This window comes from Mesorhizobium sp. Root554, assembly GCF_001427025.1.
Classification (GTDB): Bacteria; Pseudomonadota; Alphaproteobacteria; order Rhizobiales; family Rhizobiaceae; genus Mesorhizobium.
In genome coordinates this window covers 688,192-706,660 of sequence record NZ_LMGA01000001.1, presented here as the reverse complement: position 1 = coordinate 706,660, position 18,469 = coordinate 688,192, and the positions used below count along the sequence as shown (strand labels likewise).

At 63.5% G+C, this 18,469-nt stretch carries 17 protein-coding genes and 1 tRNA gene; 3 read left to right on the top strand and 15 right to left on the bottom strand.

Annotated elements, in window-relative coordinates; genetic code table 11:
- From ASD44_RS18670 to ASD44_RS18560, 10 genes are all read right to left on the bottom strand, one after another.
- A partial coding sequence (locus tag ASD44_RS18670) for an FGGY family carbohydrate kinase (protein ID WP_244480479.1) occupies window positions 1-750 on the bottom strand: 750 nt, incomplete at its 3' end.
- Window positions 751-799: 49 nt separating this feature from the next.
- Window positions 800-2,248, bottom strand: a complete 1,449-nt coding sequence (locus tag ASD44_RS03400; RefSeq protein WP_056108793.1) for an FAD-dependent oxidoreductase — start codon at window positions 2,246-2,248, stop codon at window positions 800-802.
- Between the two features lie 101 nt (window positions 2,249-2,349).
- Complete coding sequence (locus tag ASD44_RS03395; RefSeq protein WP_056108791.1) at window positions 2,350-3,636, bottom strand: extracellular solute-binding protein; 1,287 nt, start codon at window positions 3,634-3,636, stop codon at window positions 2,350-2,352.
- 25 nt (window positions 3,637-3,661) lie between these two features.
- Window positions 3,662-4,495 carry a carbohydrate ABC transporter permease gene (locus ASD44_RS03390; protein WP_056108788.1) on the bottom strand — a complete coding sequence of 278 codons (834 nt, stop codon included), beginning with the start codon at window positions 4,493-4,495 and terminating at the stop codon, window positions 3,662-3,664.
- Window positions 4,485-5,360: a sugar ABC transporter permease gene (locus ASD44_RS03385; protein ID WP_082542373.1), complete on the bottom strand. Its 876-nt coding sequence runs from the start codon at window positions 5,358-5,360 to the stop codon at window positions 4,485-4,487. Before ASD44_RS03385 ends, ASD44_RS03390 begins: the two co-directional genes overlap by 11 nt.
- A gap of 34 nt (window positions 5,361-5,394) precedes the next feature.
- Window positions 5,395-6,492 (bottom strand): LacI family DNA-binding transcriptional regulator, encoded by a 1,098-nt coding sequence (locus ASD44_RS03380; RefSeq protein ID WP_056108783.1) that lies wholly within the window; start codon window positions 6,490-6,492, stop codon window positions 5,395-5,397.
- 80 nt (window positions 6,493-6,572) lie between these two features.
- Window positions 6,573-7,301, bottom strand: coding sequence for an SDR family oxidoreductase (locus ASD44_RS03375; RefSeq protein WP_056108781.1), 729 nt, complete (start codon window positions 7,299-7,301; stop codon window positions 6,573-6,575).
- Between the two features lie 224 nt (window positions 7,302-7,525).
- Window positions 7,526-7,768, bottom strand: coding sequence for a hypothetical protein (locus ASD44_RS03370; RefSeq protein ID WP_056108778.1), 243 nt, complete (start codon window positions 7,766-7,768; stop codon window positions 7,526-7,528).
- Window positions 7,769-7,983: 215 nt separating this feature from the next.
- Entirely contained in the window at window positions 7,984-8,298 is a 315-nt protein-coding gene (locus ASD44_RS03365; protein WP_056108776.1) for a BA14K family protein, read from the bottom strand.
- 189 nt (window positions 8,299-8,487) lie between these two features.
- Window positions 8,488-8,655, bottom strand: a complete 168-nt coding sequence (locus ASD44_RS18560) for a hypothetical protein (protein WP_200946398.1) — start codon at window positions 8,653-8,655, stop codon at window positions 8,488-8,490.
- Window positions 8,656-8,801: 146 nt separating this feature from the next.
- Here ASD44_RS18560 and ASD44_RS03360 point away from each other — a divergent pair.
- The 3 genes from ASD44_RS03360 to ASD44_RS03350 all read left to right on the top strand — a co-directional run bounded on the left by ASD44_RS03360 (window position 8,802) and on the right by ASD44_RS03350 (window position 11,874).
- A tRNA-Thr gene (locus ASD44_RS03360) sits at window positions 8,802-8,877 on the top strand.
- 493 nt (window positions 8,878-9,370) lie between these two features.
- Complete coding sequence (locus tag ASD44_RS03355; RefSeq protein WP_056108772.1) at window positions 9,371-10,144, top strand: NAD kinase; 774 nt, start codon at window positions 9,371-9,373, stop codon at window positions 10,142-10,144.
- A gap of 179 nt (window positions 10,145-10,323) precedes the next feature.
- On the top strand, window positions 10,324-11,874 hold the full coding sequence (locus tag ASD44_RS03350; protein ID WP_056108767.1) for a DEAD/DEAH box helicase: 1,551 nt from the start codon (window positions 10,324-10,326) through the stop codon (window positions 11,872-11,874).
- 89 nt (window positions 11,875-11,963) lie between these two features.
- Here ASD44_RS03350 and ASD44_RS03345 read toward each other — a convergent pair whose 3' ends face one another.
- The 5 genes from ASD44_RS03345 to ASD44_RS03325 all read right to left on the bottom strand — a co-directional run bounded on the left by ASD44_RS03345 (window position 11,964) and on the right by ASD44_RS03325 (window position 18,390).
- Entirely contained in the window at window positions 11,964-12,611 is a 648-nt protein-coding gene (locus tag ASD44_RS03345) for an OmpA family protein (RefSeq protein ID WP_056108764.1), read from the bottom strand.
- Between the two features lie 154 nt (window positions 12,612-12,765).
- Window positions 12,766-13,131: a GFA family protein gene (locus ASD44_RS03340; RefSeq protein WP_056108761.1), complete on the bottom strand. Its 366-nt coding sequence runs from the start codon at window positions 13,129-13,131 to the stop codon at window positions 12,766-12,768.
- Between the two features lie 80 nt (window positions 13,132-13,211).
- Window positions 13,212-14,343, bottom strand: a protein-coding gene (gene prfB / locus ASD44_RS03335) for a peptide chain release factor 2 (RefSeq protein WP_156459762.1) whose coding sequence is annotated in 2 segments (ribosomal slippage) — window positions 13,212-14,276 and window positions 14,278-14,343 — 1,131 coding nt in all. Because the reading frame shifts where the segments join, the coding sequence is not laid out codon by codon here.
- 122 nt (window positions 14,344-14,465) lie between these two features.
- The gene (locus ASD44_RS03330; protein WP_056108758.1) at window positions 14,466-16,919 is read right to left on the bottom strand and encodes a penicillin-binding protein 1A; all 2,454 of its coding nucleotides are present in this window, start codon (window positions 16,917-16,919) and stop codon (window positions 14,466-14,468) included.
- A 214-nt stretch (window positions 16,920-17,133) separates the two neighbouring features.
- Window positions 17,134-18,390, bottom strand: a complete 1,257-nt coding sequence (locus tag ASD44_RS03325) for an N-acetylmuramoyl-L-alanine amidase (RefSeq protein ID WP_082542371.1) — start codon at window positions 18,388-18,390, stop codon at window positions 17,134-17,136.
- Window positions 18,391-18,469 lie beyond the last annotated feature (79 nt).

The following is an 18,469-nucleotide window of genomic DNA, read 5'->3' as shown; positions in this document are numbered from 1 at the left end:
GCCAACCGGCGTTCCGGGGCGCAGGCCGAGCTCGGATGCGGCCTGCTCGGTCAACCCGCTGCCCAGCGGTTCGCCAGCGGGAACGATGTCCGTGCCGATGCGGGCAAACTGCTGATCCGCCAAATCGCCGAGGCCCATCTGGCGGAAATAGCTTTCGTCCCAGCGCTGCTCGTGCGCCAGATAGGTCCATTTGCAGGTGACGGTGCAGACCGAACGGGCAAGGCTGCCGGTTGCGCGCCAGGTGAGGAAATCCGCGAGGTCGAAGAACTGCCAGGCGGCGTCATAGGTCGCCGGCAAATTCTCCTTCAGCCACAGAAGCTTCGGCGTCTCCATTTCCGGCGAGATGGTGCCGCCGACATACTTCAGCACAGGATGGCCGGTGGCGTTTATGCGGCGCGTCTGGTCGAGTGCACGGTGGTCCATCCAGACGATGATGTCACGGTTGCCGTCGCCGTGCGGCCCGACGGGCAACGGCGTGCCGCCCTGCCCCAGCGCCACCAGCGAGCATGTCGCATCGAAGCCGATGCCGGCGATGTCCGCCGCGGCAAGCCCGGCGCTTTTGACCGCCTCCTTCACGCTGGCGCAGACCGCCTGCCAGATGTCATGGCTGGACTGCTCGGCGATGTCCGGAGCATCCTGGAAAAGCAGGATGTCACGCTTGGCGCTCGACACCATCGTGCCTGCGCCGTCGAATATGCCGGCACGGGCGCTGCCCGTCCCGACATCCATGCCGAGAAAATAACTGGCCATCTTCTTTCAGTCCGATAAGCGCCCGGCCGCCGTGCGGCCGGGCAAAAGTTCAGGCGGCCTGCTTTGCGGGCCGGCCGTTTGGCGTGGCGCGGGTGCCGTCAGGATTGCGAAGGTACACGCCGCGTTCGAGCTGCTGGCGGCGCAATTCCTCGACGTCGATGTCGGCCGGCGCGCGATTGCCGCGAATCGATATCTTGGCTGCACGCCCGGCCGCCTCGCCCATCGCCATGCAGGTGGCCATGACGCGGATGGCGCCCATCGCCTCGTGCGTGGCCGAGATGCTGCGGCCCGCAACCAGAAGATTGCTGACCTTCTGCGGCACCAGCGAGCGGTAAGGGATATCGTAGCAGTCGCCGCACCAGATCAGCGTGCAGCCGTCGTCGGCGGGACGATGGATGTCGATCGGATAGCTCGCCACGGCAATGGCGTCGTCGAAATGCGTGCAGGCGAGCACGTCTTCCTGCGTCATCACATACTGGCCGACGATACGCCGGGTTTCGCGGATGCCGATGAACGGCGCCGTCTTGGTGAAATAGGAGGCTTCGAAACCAGGAACGTAGTTGATGAGGTAGGTGACAATGTCGTCGATCTGCTGCCGGCCCTCGATCTCGCCATTGGTCAGGCTGCGCGCATCGGTGCCATCGGTGCCCTTGACGCGCGTCATGTTGATCCAGACCTCGCCCTTTTTCAGCCCGGTGATGATGATCGTGCGCTCGTTGGGGATCTTGAGGCCGCGTTCTTCCTGGGCCTTGATGACGAGTTCGCGCAGGCCGACGACGATGAACTGGTGGTTCTGGCCGAAATATTCGGCGGGGATGAAATCCGTCAGGTAGGTGCGGGCCGCAGGCGGTGAATTGGCGATGCTGAGGCGCAGCTTGTCGGTGTCGACGCCGGCCATGCAGAACATCAGCGTCGGCGGCTGCATGCCGCCATTGGCGTTGCCCTTTTCTGTCGGCACCCCTGCCTGGTAAGCGACATCGGCGTCGCCGGTGCAGTCGATCACGACCTTGGCAAGGGTCGCCGTACGACCGCTCTTGCTCTCGGTGATGACGCCGCGAATGGTGTCGCCATCCATGACGACGCCGGCGAAGAAGGTGTAGAAGACCACGTCGACGCCGGCTTCCGTAAGCATCTCCAGCGCCACGGTCTTGACCGCCTCCGGCTCGACCAGGGTGATGCCCATATGCAGCGGACACGGCCGGTGTTCGCTGGCGCCGTCGCGCTCCTTGCGCAGGCGCTGGATGAACTTCTCCGGCAGCCCGTCGATGATCTGGTTGCCCTTCTGGCCGAGGAAGCCGAGGACCGGCAGACCGATGGTCATGTTGCCGCCGACGAAGCTGCGGCTTTCAATCAGCCCGACCCGCAAGCCGTCTTCCGAAGCCGCGAGCGCTGCGGTCAGGCCGGACGGGCCGCCGCCGACGACGAGCACGTCGTACTCGGCCGAGACGGGGATGGAACGGGCGGGCTCTTCAATGGAGCGGACGGGGCTTTTCGACATGGGTCTTGTCCTGGTTGTGACGGCCGCCGGTGCGGCACTGCATTGTTTCTTAGATATGTCCGCCGCCCGCGAACCGAAGCCCGCGGGCGGCGGTATTTTCATCAGGCCGGCAGCAGCGGCGTAATGCGCTTGGCCATGCTTTCGACCGCTTCGGCGGGCGTCTTGCGCCCCAGCACGGCGAGCTGCACGTCCTCGAGGAAGAGTTGCTGCGCGCGCGCCGCCTCCGCGAAGGGCGGGAACGCGCCGCGCGCGGTCGCCAGCGCCTTGGCTTCGGCCGCCGCCACGGGGCTTGCCGCGGCGAAGTCGGCATCCGCGTAGGTCGAGACGCGCACCGGCCCGTTGCCGTTCTTCGCCATGCCCAGGGTCACGCGCGGCGAAGAGACCTCGCGGATATAAGACCACGCCAGCTCCTTGTCGGCAAAATTGGCCGGGATCGACATGCCCCAGGATTCGGTGACGGCCGACATTTCGCCATCATAGCTCTGCGACTTCGGGAACTGGACGGCCTTGATCTTGCCCGGAAACTTGCTCTGGGCCGGATCGTTGAACTGCTTGTAGCGCGCAAAGGTGATCATGGTGAAGGCGGCGCGGCCCTGCTGCATCCATGTCACCTGGTCGTCGTTCTTGGTGGTGGCGTAGCTGCGCGGCAATGCGCCTGCCTTGAACATGTCGGCCATGACCGTCAGCGCCTTTTCCATCGCTTCGGGCTTCGGCAGCAGCTTGAAGTCCTTGGTGATGTAATCGCCGCCATAGGCGCGGGCGAAACTGACCGGGAAGACCGCCAGGTCGCTGGCCATGATCATGCCGGTCACGGGCGTGCCGTCCTTCGCGGTGAAGGTGAGCTTGCCGGCCTGCTCGATCAGTTCTTCCAGCGTGGTGGGCGGCGCAGAAATGCCGGCCTCTTCCAGCAGGGCCTCGTTGTAGAACAGGCCGCCGGTCGCATGGCGGACCGGAATGCCGATGGTCTTGCCGCCGACCGTCATCGCCTCGCGCAGGCCGGGAGCGATGTCTTCGTAGTTCTCGATCGGCGCGCTTTTCAGAAAATCGTCGAGCGGCGCGAACAGCTTGGCGACGTCGGGCGTCGGACGGTTGTCGATGATGTAGCCGACACCGTAGTCGGTGGAAGGCAGGCTGGCCTCGCGGAAAAGCCGGTCCTGCAGCGGGTTGGAATCGAAGGTTGTGAAGGCGAGTTCGGCGTCGTTGGCCTTCTTCCAGTCCGCGAGCAGATCGCCATCGCCGGTACCGAGCACGGTCTGGTGGACCTTGTGGCTGAGAATGTTGAGCGTCTTGCCCGCGGCGAAGGACGGGCGTGTCGCCAGCAGCGCGGCGCCGCCGAGAGCGGTGCCGAGAAGTCCACGACGTGTAATCTTTGCGAAGTTATCTGACATTGTTACCTCCCTGACAGATGTTGGACTATCCCTTCGTTGCACCGGCGGTGAGGCCGGCGACGAGATAGCGGTTCATGAAAATGACGAAGAGCAGCACCGGCGCCAGCTGGACCGTCGAGGCTGCGAAAAGGATGCCCCAGTCGACGCCGTCGATGGAGCCGATCATCTCGGAGATGACGAGCGGCGCGGTCTTGGCGCGGGTGGCGGTGAAGATGAAGGCGAACAGATATTCATTCCAGGCGAAGACGACGACGAACACCGCGACGGCGAGAATGCCAGGAGCCGCCAGCGGCACGATGACCCGACGCAGGATGGTCAGCCGGCCGGCGCCGTCGATCTGCGCGGCTTCATCCAGTTCGCGCGGGATCTGGTCGATGAAGGTGCGCATCAGCACGGTGCCGAGCGACACGAAGAAGGTGGCGTAAAGCACCATCAGCACGATGTGCGTGTCGTTCAAATTCATCGCATTGATGATCGGGAAAAGCGGCAGCGTCACCACGATCGGCGGGATCAGCCGCACGATGATCAGGAACATCACGCTGGCGTTGAGGAACCGGCTCGAGTTGCGCGAATAGACATAGCCGGCGCAGGTGCTGACGGTGACTGCGAGGACTGTCGCGCCAGCGGTAATGACGGTGCTGTTGAACAGCCCGTTGAAGAACACGCCCCACTCGCTCCACAGCGATGCATAGTGCTGGAACGTCGGTGTGAAGATGTATTTCGGCGGCACCGCGAAGATGTCCCGCCCCGGCTTCAGCGACGACATGACGATGAAGGCGATGGGGAACAGCGACCACAGCAGGATCGCGGCGACCGCGAACGCCTTGCCGATGCTGATGGGCAGGCTCCTAGTGCGCATTGGCTGCCCCCTGCTTGCGGAGGATGAACACGTAGCCGGCAGCCAGCAGCAGCGAGACGATGACCATGATCCAGGCGGTCGCCGCCGCCGTGCCGAAGGCGTTGAAGGAGAATGCCTCCTGGTAGAGATAGACGGCCACGACCTCGGTCGAGCGCGCCGGGCCGCCCTGGGTCAGCAGCCAGACTTCGGAAAAGATGCGGAAGGCGAAGATGTAGCGGAACAGCAGCGCCACGATGATCGCCGGCCCGAGCAGCGGCATGGTCACGCGGCGGAACGACTGGAACGGCGTCGCGCCGTCGATGCGCGCCGCCTCATAGAGATCGGCGGGAATGGCAAGCCGCGCCGCGTAGAGGATGATGAAGGTGAACGGCAGGTGCAGCCAGATCGTCAGCAGCGCGATCAGGATCATGGCGTGCGTCGGTTCGAACGACCAGTCGAGGATCGGCAGGCCCAGCGCCTTGAGAACCAGCGTCACCGGGCCGGCGTCCGGATCGAACAGGAAGCGCCACATGACGACCGCGATCACCTCGCTGACCGCATAGGGCGCCAGCACGGCCACCAGCAGGAAGCGACGGAACGGCAGGCCGCTCGCAAAGAGGAGCGCCATGCCGAGGCCGATGGCCAGTTCCACATGGACGGCGACGACGACGAGGATAACCGTGTTCCACAGCGCGCTGCGGAAAGCGGGATCGGTGAGCACGTTGTAGTAGTTCTGCAGGCCGACAAACGTCTGAGCCTGTCCGAAGCTCGACTGGCCGAGGCTGAGCCAGATGACATACAGCGACGGAATGACGATCACGCTCAGGATCAGGATATGAACCGGCGCGATGAGCGGCATCAGCTGCGATAGACTTCTGGTACGCAAAACTCCGGTCTCCTCCCGACCCGTTCGATCTTGTTCAGTCGCCGCGATTCGCCTGCGCGCCATCGGGCGCGGCGAGGACGGAAACGGACGGCTTCGCGGCGGCTTCGCGGCCTGCCAGCAGGTTCGGCCCGCGCGAGGCGACCGAGCCGCGAATCTGCAGGCTGGTCTCCAGGATCGTCGGGTGCGGCTGCGCCGCCTCGCCCGCCATGCGCTGCCGCAGCCGCTCCCAGATCACGCCGGCCATCTCGTCGATGGGCTGGCGGATGGCCGTCAGCGGCGTCCTGCGCGCGCTCATCCATGTGTAGTCATCGAAACCGACCAGCGAGATCTGCTCGGGCACATCGAGCCGATGCCGCGCCAGAGCCGAAAGCGCGCTCAACGTCGTCACATTGGTCAGCCCGAAGACAGCGGTCGGATGCGCATTGGTTTCCAGCCAGTTGGCGAGCACTTCGGCGCCGCGTTCGGCGTTCGAGCCGAGCTCCAGCACCCTTGGCTCGACGCCGGCGGCCCGGGCCATGTTGCGCACGCCCTGCACACGCTCGCGGATCGGCGCGATGCCGAGATTGGACGCGGCGACGAGAATGTCGCCATGGCCCATCTCGAGCAGATGGCGGGCGACGGATTCGCCGGCCTTCACATTGTCGATCGTGACGGTGTCGGCAAAGCAACCGTTGAGCATGACGCGGTCGGCGAAGACCATCGGCAGGTGCCCGACCTCGTCGCGCAGCAGCGACGGGATGACGTCCGAGCACGGCACTGCCACGAGACCCGACGGCCGCCAGCCGAGCAGCGCGCGCAGCCGCGACTGTTCGAGATCGACGTCATCGCGCGAACTGGCGACGATGACGTCGTAGCCATCCTTCCGCGCCATGACCTCGAGCCGCGACACCAGCGAGGTGAAGAAGACGTCGTCGAGGTCCGGCACCAGCACGCCGACGACACGGGCCTGGCCGGAACGCAGCTGTGACGCCGCGCGATCCATCTGGAAGGACAGCTTGCGGGCGGCACGCTCGACGCGTTCCCGCAGATCGGCGTTCACCGGCTTGCGGCCGCTGAAGACGTTCGAGACGGTGGCGATCGAAACCGCCGCTTCCGCCGCTACATCCTTGATGGTCGCTCGTTTCCGGTTCATTTGCGCGATCTTGTTAAACGTTTATCTGTAAAACGTTTAACGCCTTCCTTTTCTCAGTTCAACAGCTATTTTTAAAGTGTTCAGAGGTCGTTGCTCTGCGGCAGGATGACGAGGTCGCGGATGGTGACGTTCCTCGGACGGGTCAGCATGAAGATGATCGCCTCCGCGACCTCGACCGGCTCGATCAGCCCGCCGGCCGCCAGTTCGGCCTCCAGCTTCTCCTTCGGCCAGTCGCTGACCAGCGCGGTGACGACAGGCCCCGGCTGAATGGCGCCAACGCGCAGGCCATGTTTGGCGACCTGCCGCCGGACCGTATGGACGAAGGCCTGAACCGCATGCTTGGAGGCTGTGTAGATCGGCTCCCACACCACCGGCACCAGGCCGGCGATGGAGCCGGTGACGATGATGTCGCCGGTCTTGCGCTCCACCATATGCGGCAGGACAGCGTGAACGCTGCGGAAGACCGCATTGATGTTCAGGTTCAACATGCGATCCCAGGCATCCGGATCGCCGTCAAGGACCTCGCCGCCGATATAGGAGCCGGCATTGGCGTGGAAGATGTCGAGATGCCCTGCCCGCTCGATGATCTGCGGCATCATGCGGGCCACGTTTTGCGGATCCGTCACGTCGATGACGAGCGGGATGGCTTTCGGGCCGAGTTGTCTGCATGCGTCGCGCAGCGGGCCTTCAGCCCTGTCGACGAGAACGACCGTGGCCCCGGCGGCAAGCAAGGCGCGGCTGCATTCCAGGCCGATGCCGGAAGCCGCCCCCGTCACCGCGGCCACCTTTTCCGAAAGATTCTGTCCCATCACTTCCCCTTCGGATTCTCGCCGAAAGCGGGATCCGCAGTCATCCGCGTCCGAGCAAGCTCAAGCGGCAGTTAAACGATTTACAATGAAACGTTTAACTGGTGGGCTCGTGAAGGGCAACGACTTTCTTGAGGTGGCGGCGGGAAAGATGAATCTCGGCTTGGGCCGGTTGCGATGACTCCGGCGCCGGGCGGGAGTCATCGCATGGAGCGTGCAAGTGCTGTTTACCGCAGGACGATGACGAGCCCGCCGCCATGGCCGTAGTAGGATCCGTAGTACTTGTGATGTTTGTAGTGCTTGTAGTGCTTGTAGTGCTTGTAATATTTCGGAAATTTGTGGTGCTTGTGCTTGTAGTGATGATGATGCTTGTGCATCGGATGCGCCGAGGCGGTCTGCGCCGTTCCGGCCAGCGCGCCGGTGGCGAGGATGACGGCTGCGAGGCCGGAAACGAATGTGCGCTTGAACATGACGATCTCCTGATCTGTGAGCGAGGCGAACCATTCGCCCCATGATCATGTGTCGCCGCACGCCGGCGAAAGGTTCATCCGGCAAGGAGATTCTTGGTCGAATTAATTGCGCGATGCCCCGGCCCTGCCCTGTATGGTCCGACCGGCCCCGCCTTCCGCCACGCAACAGCAAAAGGGCGGCCGAAGCCGCCCTTTCCGGATGAGATTTTATCGCCTCAGAGATTGCAGTAGCGACGAAGGCCGTCATAGCCGACATAGGTGTCGGAGCCCGGATCGTAGCTGCGGTAGCGGGAGAGGCAGCGGCGCACATGCCAGGAACCGCCGTCGTCCGGCTCGACATAGACCGTGCGCGGCTGCGCCAGCGTGCTGCCCAGGATAAACCCGCCCAGCCCTGCGATGCCGGCTATGGCGGCGTCGCGGCGGTGATGATGATGCCAGGACCCGGCCGCCGAGGGCTGCACGGTCGAGGCGAGCGTGACGGCGCTGAGACCGGCGGCTACGAGAACGGAAACGAAAGAGCGCTTGGACATGTCATTCTCCTTGATCTGTTGACCGAGGCGACCACCCGCCTCTTGATCGTCAGTTGCGCGAGCAAGGAGAAAGGTTCATGCGGCTCTTCATTTTTTCAGCCGATGATTTTTCGGAATATCGAGGACCTCGCAGCCGCGGGTGCCGAAGGCCGACGTTGCCCGATGAGAAAGCCGTGAACGCTCACGGCGTCAGCCCATGCCGGTAACGTGCCGCAGCCAGAACGCCAGCGCGATGAATGCCGCAATGACGCCAATGCCTTTCCAATCGATATCGCCGCGCTTCATCTGGCGGATTATCCAGACGAGCAGCGCCCAGACCACGACCGCGGCCAGAACAACGATGACAATGCGGATCATGAACCGCCTCCAACCGAATTCCCTTCGAATATGGTGAGGAAATCGGCGGTTTTAACGGCTGCGCGCACGATTTTGCGCGGATCGACCTGGAGTGGGCGGGACATTTGGCTTTACTGGCGCGGCAAATATGCTAACCGAAGCGCCATGCCCTTGTAGCTCAGCCGGTAGAGCAGCGGTTTTGTAAACCGAAGGTCGCGGGTTCGATTCCTGCCGGGGGCACCATCTCCCTACACCGCATCGCTTGATCCGACGGCACGGCTGAGCAGCCAGGAGACGCTCACCCATGGAGGTGTGGGGATCGGAGCGGGCAAAAAGTGCCCGCTACTCCACCCTTCCCCGTGGCGGCTGGCATGGGACCGAAGTGGCTTCCCCACAGGCGATGGCTGTTCCCTCGTCCCTGGAACTCAGCGCATCGGATTTGCGCACGAGTTCGGCAAAGGCGAGCGCGAAGCTACCCATCATCAGGAAGACTATAAACATACGAAGAAAAGGCAATGTGCCATCCCGGTTGGCTTGGCCCCCGCCACCCGTTCCTGTCGATAAAAATGACACTAGCAGATTTACGGGACCTTAAGCAGCAGATTAACCATCAAATTTGCCATTCGCGGGAAACGTCGCTCGACGCCACGCGCCGACGCCGCGTCTTTGCAGACGTTCGCGCCCATGCTACGCCCTCGCCGATGCAGCCGGTGAAACGGCGCCACGGTTGGAGCCCATGAGCAAAACGAGCAGTCGCCTTGCCTTCGTCTCGTCCGGCACCGCCGACGCCAAGGCCGCGCTTGAAAAGCTTTCGAAGCGCTATGGGCAGGCTTCGCTCGACGAAGCCGATATCGTCGTCGCGCTCGGCGGCGACGGCTTCCTGTTGCAGACGCTGCGCGAGACCATGGCCACCGGCAAGCGCATCTACGGCATGAACCGGGGCACCATTGGCTTCCTGATGAACGAGTATCGCGTCGAGGGCCTGCTCGACCGCATTGCGGCCGCGGTTCCCGAAACCATCCGGCCACTGGAGATGCAGGCGACGACACCGGAGGGGGAAATCGTCTCGGCTCTCGCCATCAACGAGGTGGCGCTATGGCGGCAATCCTACCAGACGGCCAAGATCCGGATTTCCGTCGACGATCAGGTGCGACTTGAGGAATTGAGCTGCGACGGGGTCATGGTGGCGACGCCAGCCGGCTCGACCGCCTACAATTTGTCGGCGCACGGCCCCATCCTGCCGCTCGACGCGCCGCTGCTGGCGCTGACGCCGGTAAGCCCGTTCAGGCCGCGCGCCTGGCGCGGAGCACTGCTGTCCAACAAATCGGCCGTTCGCTTCGACATCTTGGAGGCCGAAAAAAGACCGGTGAACGCCGCCGCCGATCATACCGAGGTCAAGGCCGTCACGTCGGTGACGGTGCGCGAGTCGCGCGACGCTACCGCAACGCTGCTGTTCGATCCCAGCCACTCCTGGAACGAGCGGATATTGTCCGAGCAGTTCAGGTATTGAGATTGACCCCGGACATTAAGCCTTACGATTAAGGTTAGCCTCTCACAATCGCGGGAAACAGGCCCGTTTCTGTTGACAAATCGCGGACTTGCGCCTATCGCGATGCAACATATCGCAAGCGCCGGGCGCTTGCCGCGACGCAGTCCGCCGCGCCTCAAACCAGCCAAAGACATCAAATCTTGTCATCAGACACTGAAACCGCTCAAGAAGCGCTGACATTTTCCAGCCTCGGTCTTTCGCCGAAGGTCCTCTCCGCGGTCACCGACGCAGGCTACACGGTGCCGACGCCGATCCAGGCCGGCGCCATTCCGCACGCACTTCAGGGCAAGGATGTTCTTGGCATCGCCCAGACCGGCACCGGCAAGACCGCCGCCTTCGTCCTGCCGATGATTACCCGCCTTGAAAAAGGCCGCGCGCGGGCACGCATGCCGCGCACCCTCATTCTCGAGCCGACGCGCGAACTCGCCGCCCAGGTCGAGGAGAACTTCGTCAAATACGGCAAGAACAACAAGCTCAACATCGCGCTTCTGATCGGCGGCGTTTCCTTCGACGAACAGGACAGGAAGCTCGAGCGCGGGGCCGATGTGCTCATCGCCACGCCCGGCCGTCTGCTGGACCATCGCGAGCGCGGCAAGCTGCTGCTCAACGGCGTGGAAATCCTCGTCATCGACGAAGCCGACCGCATGCTGGACATGGGTTTCATCCCTGACATCGAGCGCATCTGCGAGATGATCCCCTTCACCCGCCAGACCCTGTTCTTCTCGGCGACCATGCCGCCGGAAATCACCAAGCTGACGGAAAAGTTTTTGCATGCGCCGGTGCGCATCGAGGTTTCGAAGGCTGCATCGGCCGCGACCAACATCACCCAGCGGCTGGTCAAGTCCGGTTCCAAATCGTGGGACAAGCGCGAAGTGCTGCGCAACCTGATCAAGGAAGAAGAAGACGGGCTGAAGAACGCCATCATCTTCTGCAATCGCAAGGTCGACGTATCCGAGCTTTTCCGCTCGCTGCTGAAACACGACTTCAATGTCGGCGCGCTGCATGGCGACATGGACCAGCGTGCGCGCATGGCGATGCTGGCCAATTTCCGCGACGGCAAGCTGAAGCTTCTCGTCGCCTCCGACGTGGCAGCGCGCGGCCTTGACATCCCCGATGTCAGCCACGTCTTCAACTATGATGTGCCCATCCATTCCGAGGATTATGTCCACCGCATCGGCCGCACCGGCCGCGCCGGACGTTCGGGCAAGTCGTTCACCATCGCGACCAGGTCAGACGGGAAGTACATCGACGCCATCGAGAAACTGATCGGCACCAAGATCGAGTGGCATGACGGCGATCTATCGACCGTGGTTGCCAGCGAGAGCGAAGACGACGCGCCACGGCGCGGCCGCGGCGCGCCGAAGCGGGCCGGCCGCAAGGACAGTGACGAGCGCAGGCCGCGCCGCGAGCGGTCCGGCAAAGGCCGGGACAAGGGCGACGAGCAGGAAGCCGTCGCGGCTTCCCCTGCCCCTGAAACCGCTGCGCCGGCTGAACGCGTCGAGGCATCGGATTCCGGCGAGCGGCGCGTGCGCAAGGACGCCATCCGCAACGAGAATACCGAGCGCCGGGATCAGCCACTGCGCCGTGACCAGCGCCCGTCCCGTTCGCGCAACAAGGACGACGACAATGACGGCACGGTGGGTTTCGGGGACGACATGCCGGCCTTCATGAACATCGTCGCCAAGGTCTGATCGCGCACCCGACCGAAAGGCTCATCCTGACGTTGGAAAAGAAACGGCCCCGAACGGGGCCGTTTCTTTTTTCCGGAATACCGTTCCGATCAGGTCAGCGGCGAAAGCTGGATTTCGACGCGGCGGTTCTGCGCCCGTCCTTCCGCGGTGTTGTTCGACGCAACCGGCCGGGACTCGCCGAAGCCGGTGACGGCGAAGCGGCGGGAATCGACGCCCTGGGCCGAGAGATAGTTGGCGACGGCCAGCGCGCGGCGCTGCGACAGGTCGAAATTGTGCTGGTCGCTGCCGGTGGAATCGGTGTGGCCGTACACGTCGACGATCGTCTGCTTGTACTTCTTCAGCACCAGGCCGACCGAATTCAGGACCGAATAGAAGCTCGGCTTCACGGCGTCCTGATCGACGGCGAAGGTGATGTCGGAAGGCATGTTGAGGATGATCTGGTCGCCGGCGCGGGTGACGCTGACGCCGGTGCCCTGAAGCTGTGCCCGCAATTCGTTTTCGTTCTGGTCCATGACCGAACCGATGGCGCCACCCGCCAGCGCGCCGATGCCCGCGCCGATCAACGCGTTGCGGCGGTCGTTGCCGCCGGCCAGCGTGCCGAGGGCCGCGCCCGCCAGGCCGCCCAGAACGGCGCCGCCCGCGGTGTTCGAAACCTTCTGCTCGCCGGTATAAGGATCGGTGGTGCACGCACTAACAAGCACTGCCGTCGCCACAATGGCGAGAACGGTTTTCTTCATCGATTGTCCCTCCAAAATCGGCTGCGCGATGGCGCGCCGTGTGACCCGTCATGAGCACGTTGTAGCATCAAATACGGCAAAAAGCGGAACGGGAAAACCGACATATCCTGCTTTTCCGGTATGAAATCAGGCGTGCTGCATTGGCGGACCCGACCTACCAGAGGTTCTTGCCGTCGATCACGGTCACCTCGACCTTGTCGAGGTCGAAGTCGTCCAACAGGCGCGCGTTGACGGCGATGCGCATCTTGTCGAAATCCGCTTCGCCGGTGCTCCAGTCGGGCGTTTCGGTGAAGGTGGTGCAGCCGCATGCCGGGCAGAAGCCATGCTTCACGATCATGGTCTGCCAGCGATAGGCGGCGGTCGAACGCTGCGGCTCGATCTTCACCTGCGATGGCTCGTAATAAGCCCAGAGCGCGCCGCGCTTGGAGCAGAAGGAGCATGTGCAGCGCGTTACAGTTTGCGGCGCTTCCGAGACTTCGAAAGTGGTCGATTTGCAGTGACAGCTTCCCTTGACGGCCATGGCGATCCCTCGTTCCTGGTCAGGGATCGAAGGCAGCACAAACGGCCCGCGCTGGCAAGCTGGTGCGGCGAGCACTCCTGTCAGTCGATATCGGCAACCGCTTCGCCCGCGCCGCCTTCGATGCGCTGCGACAGCGACGCTTCCATGAAGTCGTCGAGGTCGCCGTCGAGCACTGCCGAGGGATTGGAACTTTCGACGCCGGTGCGCAGGTCCTTGACCATCTGGTATGGCTGGAGAACGTAAGAGCGGATCTGATGGCCCCAGCCGATGTCGCTCTTCGAGGCTTCCGTGGCGTTGGCCACCGCCTCGCGTTTCTTCAGCTCTTCCTCGTAGAGGCGCGAACGCAGCATTTCCCAGGCCTTGGCCTTGTTCTTGTGCTGCGAGCGTTCGGCCTGGCAGGCCACCGCTATGCCGGTCGCCAGATGGGTGATGCGCACGGCGGAATCAGTGGTGTTGACGTGCTGGCCGCCAGAACCGGACGAGCGGTAGGTGTCGATGCGGACGTCGGACTCCGAAACGTCGATCTGGATCGAGTCGTCGATGACCGGATAGACCCAGGCGCTCGAAAACGATGTATGGCGGCGCGCATTGCTGTCGTAGGGTGAGATGCGCACCAGGCGATGCACACCGGATTCGGTCTTCAGCCAACCATAGGCGTTGTGGCCTTTGATCAGCAGCGTGGCGGACTTGATGCCGGCCTCTTCGCCGTCATGGACTTCCAGAACCTCGACCTTGAAGCGGCGGCGCTCGGCCCAGCGCGTGTACATGCGCAGCAGCATCGAGGCCCAGTCCTGGCTTTCGGTGCCGCCGGCGCCGGCGTGGATTTCCAGATAGGTGTCGTTGGAATCGGCTTCGCCAGACAGAAGCGTCTCGACCTGACGCGCCTTCACCTCGCCGCGCATGGAGCGCAGCGCGCTCTCGGCCTCGGAGATGACGCTCTCGTCGCCCTCTTCCTCGCCAAGCTCGATCAGGCCGATATTGTCGTCCAGCGCCTGAGTGAGCCCTTTGACCGCGGCGATGCCTTCCTCGAGGCTCTGGCGTTCGCGCATCATCTTCTGCGCCTCGATCGGATCGTTCCAGAGGCTGGCGTCCTCGGCGCGGACGTTCAGGTATTCAAGCCGCTTGATAGCCTGATCCCAGTCAAAGATGCCTCCTCAGCAGGGTTATGGCCTGCCTGATCTCGTCGACAATGTTCTGCGTTTCCGCGCGCATGGCTGATAATTCTGTCCGTTATGGAAATTGGATCGCTGAGCCGGATACATAGGCAGGCGGCCGATGCCTGTAAAGCCAGATGGGCCGGACTTTCGCCCGGCCCATTCACGTTCATGTCCTAATCAGTAGAGCCCGCCGCCGCCGGACTGTATATCGCCCGCCGCCTTCGGCGACAGCGCCGTGCCGCTGCCATTGGAGCCGTCATCGCCCATGCCGATGACCCAATAGCTGTCGGCAGGCCCGGTGCCGGGCTTGAAGGCTTCGATGATCGTGCCCGCCTCGCCTTCCTGGGCTCGCATGCCGGTCTTGTGGTTGATGGCGATGAGCTTCATGCCATCCGGCACCTTGAAGTCGATCTTCGGCTGGCCGACCAGCGCATCCTTCATGAACGCCTTGAAGACAGGCGCCGAGAGGCCGCCGCCGGTCACGCCCGAGCCAAGCTGGCGCGGCTGGTCGTACCCCATATAGAGGCCGACCACGAGATTGGGCGTATAGCCGATGAACCAGGCGTCCTTCTCGTCGTTGGTGGTGCCGGTCTTGCCGGCGATCGGATAGCCGAGTTCGGAGATGGTGACGGCGGTGCCGCGCTGGACGACACCCTGCATCATCGAGGTGATCTGGTAGGCCGTCATCGGGTCGAGGACCTGCTCGGAATTGTCGACGAGTTCGGGCTCTGGCTGGTTCTGCCATTCCTGCGCGTTGCAGTTCTCGCAGCCGCGCTCGTCCTGCTTGAACACGGTCTTGCCGTAGCGGTCCTGGATGCGGTCGATCACCGACGGTTTGATCGACTTGCCGCCATTGGCCATGATCGAATAGGCCGAGACCATGCGCATGACGGTGGTCTCACCCGAGCCCAGCGCCATCGGCAGATAGGGCGCGAGGTGGTCGTAGACGCCGAAGCGCTCGGCATATTCGGCGACCAGCTTCATGCCCATGTCGTTGGCGAGGCGCACCGTCATCAAATTGCGCGAGCGCTCGATGCCCGAGCGAAGCGTGGCGGGGCCGGCTGTGCGGCCGTCATAGTTCTTCGGCGTCCAGGTCGTGTTGCCGGACTGGATGGTGATCGGTCCGTCCATGATGACGGAAGCCGGCGTATAGCCATTGTCGAGCGCGGCCGCATAGACGATCGGCTTGAAGGACGAGCCCGGCTGGCGCATCGCCTGCGTGGCGCGGTTGAACTCGGACTGCGCGTAGGAGAAGCCGCCGACCATGGCCAGCACGCGGCCGGTGTGTGGGTCCATCGCCACCAGACCACCCTCGACCTCCGGCACCTGCCGCAACTGGTAAGCGTCGGCGTCGTCCTTCTTCTGGACGAAGATGACGTCGCCGGGGCTGAGCACGTCAGCCGGCGACTTGGCCTTCAGCGTCTTGCCGTCCTTCTTGTAACGCATGGCCCAGCTCATGTCCTCCTTGGACACGGTGGACTCGACGCGCTCCTTGACCAGCGCACCGGAAATCTCGCGCTCCGGCTGGAGGCCGATGGAGAGACCGGAGGCCGAGCTGTCGAGAACGACGGCCAGCGACCATTCCGGCACGTCTTCCAGGCCCTTGACCTCGGCCAGCGCCTTGCCCCAGTCGCCGGAGATGTCGATCGTCTTGACCGGACCGCGATAGCCGCGCAACGTGTCGAACTTCATCAGGCCGGTCTGCATCGCCTTGCGGGCGAAAAGCTGCAGCTTGGGATCGAGCGTCGTGCGCACCGACAGGCCGCCCTCGTAGAGCGCGTTCTCACCATAGCGGGCGATGATGACGCGACGGACTTCCTCGGTGAAGTATTCGCCGGCGAACAGATAGGTGCCGTTACGGCGCGGCGTGACGCCCAGCGGCTCGGCCTTGGCCTTCTCGCCCTCCTCATGGGTGACGTAGCCATTGTCGACCATCTGGTCGATGACCCAGTTGCGGCGCTCGATGGCGCGATCCGTGTGCTTGAAAGGATGGTAGTTCGACGGGCCCTTCGGCAGCGATGCGAGATAGGCCGCTTCCGAAACCGTCAGCTCGTTGACCGACTTGTCGTAGTAGGTGAGCGCGGCGCCAGCGACGCCATAGGCGCCGAGGCCGAAGAATATCTCGTTCAGGTAGAGTTCGAGGATGCGGTCCTTCGGATAGGCCTGCTCGATGCGGAAGGCCAGGACCATTTCCCTGATCTTGCGCTCATAGGTCTGGTCCGAGGTCAGCAGGAAGTTCTTGGCGACCTGCTGGGTGATCGTCGACGCGCCGACCTGGCGGCGGCCCGAGCCGAAATTCTGGAAATTGGTGAGGACGGCGCGGCCGAGGCCGGTGATGTCGATGCCGGGATGGTTGTAGAAGTTCTTGTCTTCTGCCGACAGGAACGCTGCCTTGACGCGATCCGGTACAGCCTGGATCGGCAGGTAAAGCCGCCGCTCGCGCGCATATTCCGCCATCAGCGAACCGTCCGACGCGTGGATGCGCGTCGTTACCGGCGGCTCATACTTGGCCAGCACCTCGTAGTCGGGCAAATCCTTGGTCAGGTGGCCGATATAGACAGCAACCCCTGCCGCCACCAAAAGGGCGAGCATGGTGCCGATGCCGAAGAAATAGCCGATAAGACGAATCATGCCCGCTCCAGTCCAACGTCCGGGATTCTCCTAAACCAAGCAGCACCGCGCGCAAGCACAGGCGTGGCTCCCGATCCGTATTCGAAACCCAATGTCGCGGCGATGTGGGCAAAATACGGCGAGATGAAGTTTAGCCCCCCAGCGGCCGAAATAAAACCACCCGGTGTTGTTGCCGCGCAACGCGTGTGAAGCGGCAGCGTGCGCGCCGGCATCGCTAGCCGCCAGCGCCCTGTCTGCCGGCCGCGAAAACCGCGACCGCGCCGGCGATGCTGTCCGCCGCCTTGCCGCGCCAGTCCGGGTCGATGAGCTGAGCCTCGTCCTTGGCGTTGGACAAATATCCGAGTTCGACCAGGACGGACGGCACGTCGGGCGCCTTCAGCACGCGGAAGCCGGCCGAGCGATGCGGGTTGTTGATGAGGCCGACCGTGGTCGAAAGCTTTCCGACGAGCGTGTGCGCGAAGCTCATGGAAAAGGAATGCGTCTCGCGCCGGATCAGGTCTATCAATATGTCGGTGACCTGTGGATCGTCCGCCTTGATTTCCATGCCGGCGAACTGGTCGGACAGGTTTTCGCGATCGGCCAGGGCCTGCGCCTCCGGATCGGAGGCCTTGTCCGAGACCGTGTAGACGGTGGCGCCGCGAATGCCTTTCAGATTGATGGTATCGGCGTGGATCGAAATGAACAGATCCGCCTCATGCTGGCGCGCGATGCGGACGCGGTCGTCCAGCCGCAGGAATTCGTCTTTGTCGCGGGTCATGAAGACCTCGTACTTGCCAACCGAAAGGAGCTTGTCGCGAAGCTCCTTCGCGAAGGCGAGCGTCACGTCCTTCTCGACGGTGCCGCTCGATCCCTCGGCGCCGCCGTCAATGCCGCCATGGCCGGCATCGACCACTACGGTAAAGCGATGCCCGGGGTTGGATGTTGGGCCGTTGCCGACCCTTTCACCCTTCGCGACGGCCGCAGTCGAGCCGGTGGTGAGGGATTGGTCGGCCAGCGCAGCCTCGAATTCCCGAGCCGAAGCGGCCGAAATCTCCACCGCGAGGCGGTAGCCCTTGCCATCGTCATTCTTCAGGACATCGAGGCTATCGACCAGAAAAGGCCCCTTCCCCGTCAGGACCAGCCGGCCCGTGGTCTCGCCGACATTGCCGTAGCGGACGTTCTTGACCAGGCCGCGAGCCTTCACATCCTTGGGGTCGAGCGCGAGCACGGTCCCCGGCAGATCGATGACCAGCCGGTTCGGGGCTCGCAGGAGGAACCATTTCGGCTGAGGCTCGCGTTCGAAATCGACGACGATGCGCATTTTGGTGGCGTCGCCGGCCATCCGGTAGTCGAAGGCCTTGATCGGTGCTTCGGAGGCTTGGGCCAAAGCCGGGACGGCGAGACAGCAGACCAGGAACAACAGCAACGAGGCGAGCCGGCCGAAGAGACCGCCAGACTTCAAAACCTTGCCGTTTTGCGCTGCAAATCCCATCTCAAGTCCAGTGGCTCCCCTTGGCGCACTCTCGGCCGCGAATCAGGCGCGACCGTCCGGCTCCAAAACGCCTAACGCT

What these genes read in the sequence shown, in the direction of transcription:
- ASD44_RS03400 (WP_056108793.1), bottom strand. Translation starts at nt 2,248, where the DNA reads ATGTCGAAAAGCCCCGTCCGCTCCATTGAAGAGCCCGCCCGTTCCATC.
- ASD44_RS03395 (WP_056108791.1), bottom strand. Translation starts at nt 3,636, where the DNA reads ATGTCAGATAACTTCGCAAAGATTACACGTCGTGGACTTCTCGGCACC.
- ASD44_RS03390 (WP_056108788.1), bottom strand. Translation starts at nt 4,495, where the DNA reads ATGCGCACTAGGAGCCTGCCCATCAGCATCGGCAAGGCGTTCGCGGTC.
- ASD44_RS03380 (WP_056108783.1), bottom strand. Translation starts at nt 6,492, where the DNA reads ATGAACCGGAAACGAGCGACCATCAAGGATGTAGCGGCGGAAGCGGCG.
- ASD44_RS03375 (WP_056108781.1), bottom strand. Translation starts at nt 7,301, where the DNA reads ATGGGACAGAATCTTTCGGAAAAGGTGGCCGCGGTGACGGGGGCGGCT.
- ASD44_RS03370 (WP_056108778.1), bottom strand. Translation starts at nt 7,768, where the DNA reads ATGTTCAAGCGCACATTCGTTTCCGGCCTCGCAGCCGTCATCCTCGCC.
- ASD44_RS03365 (WP_056108776.1), bottom strand. Translation starts at nt 8,298, where the DNA reads ATGTCCAAGCGCTCTTTCGTTTCCGTTCTCGTAGCCGCCGGTCTCAGC.
- ASD44_RS18560 (WP_200946398.1), bottom strand. Translation starts at nt 8,655, where the DNA reads ATGATCCGCATTGTCATCGTTGTTCTGGCCGCGGTCGTGGTCTGGGCG.
- ASD44_RS03355 (WP_056108772.1), top strand. Translation starts at nt 9,371, where the DNA reads ATGAGCAAAACGAGCAGTCGCCTTGCCTTCGTCTCGTCCGGCACCGCC.
- ASD44_RS03345 (WP_056108764.1), bottom strand. Translation starts at nt 12,611, where the DNA reads ATGAAGAAAACCGTTCTCGCCATTGTGGCGACGGCAGTGCTTGTTAGT.
- ASD44_RS03340 (WP_056108761.1), bottom strand. Translation starts at nt 13,131, where the DNA reads ATGGCCGTCAAGGGAAGCTGTCACTGCAAATCGACCACTTTCGAAGTC.
- ASD44_RS03330 (WP_056108758.1), bottom strand. Translation starts at nt 16,919, where the DNA reads ATGATTCGTCTTATCGGCTATTTCTTCGGCATCGGCACCATGCTCGCC.
- ASD44_RS03325 (WP_082542371.1), bottom strand. Translation starts at nt 18,390, where the DNA reads ATGGGATTTGCAGCGCAAAACGGCAAGGTTTTGAAGTCTGGCGGTCTC.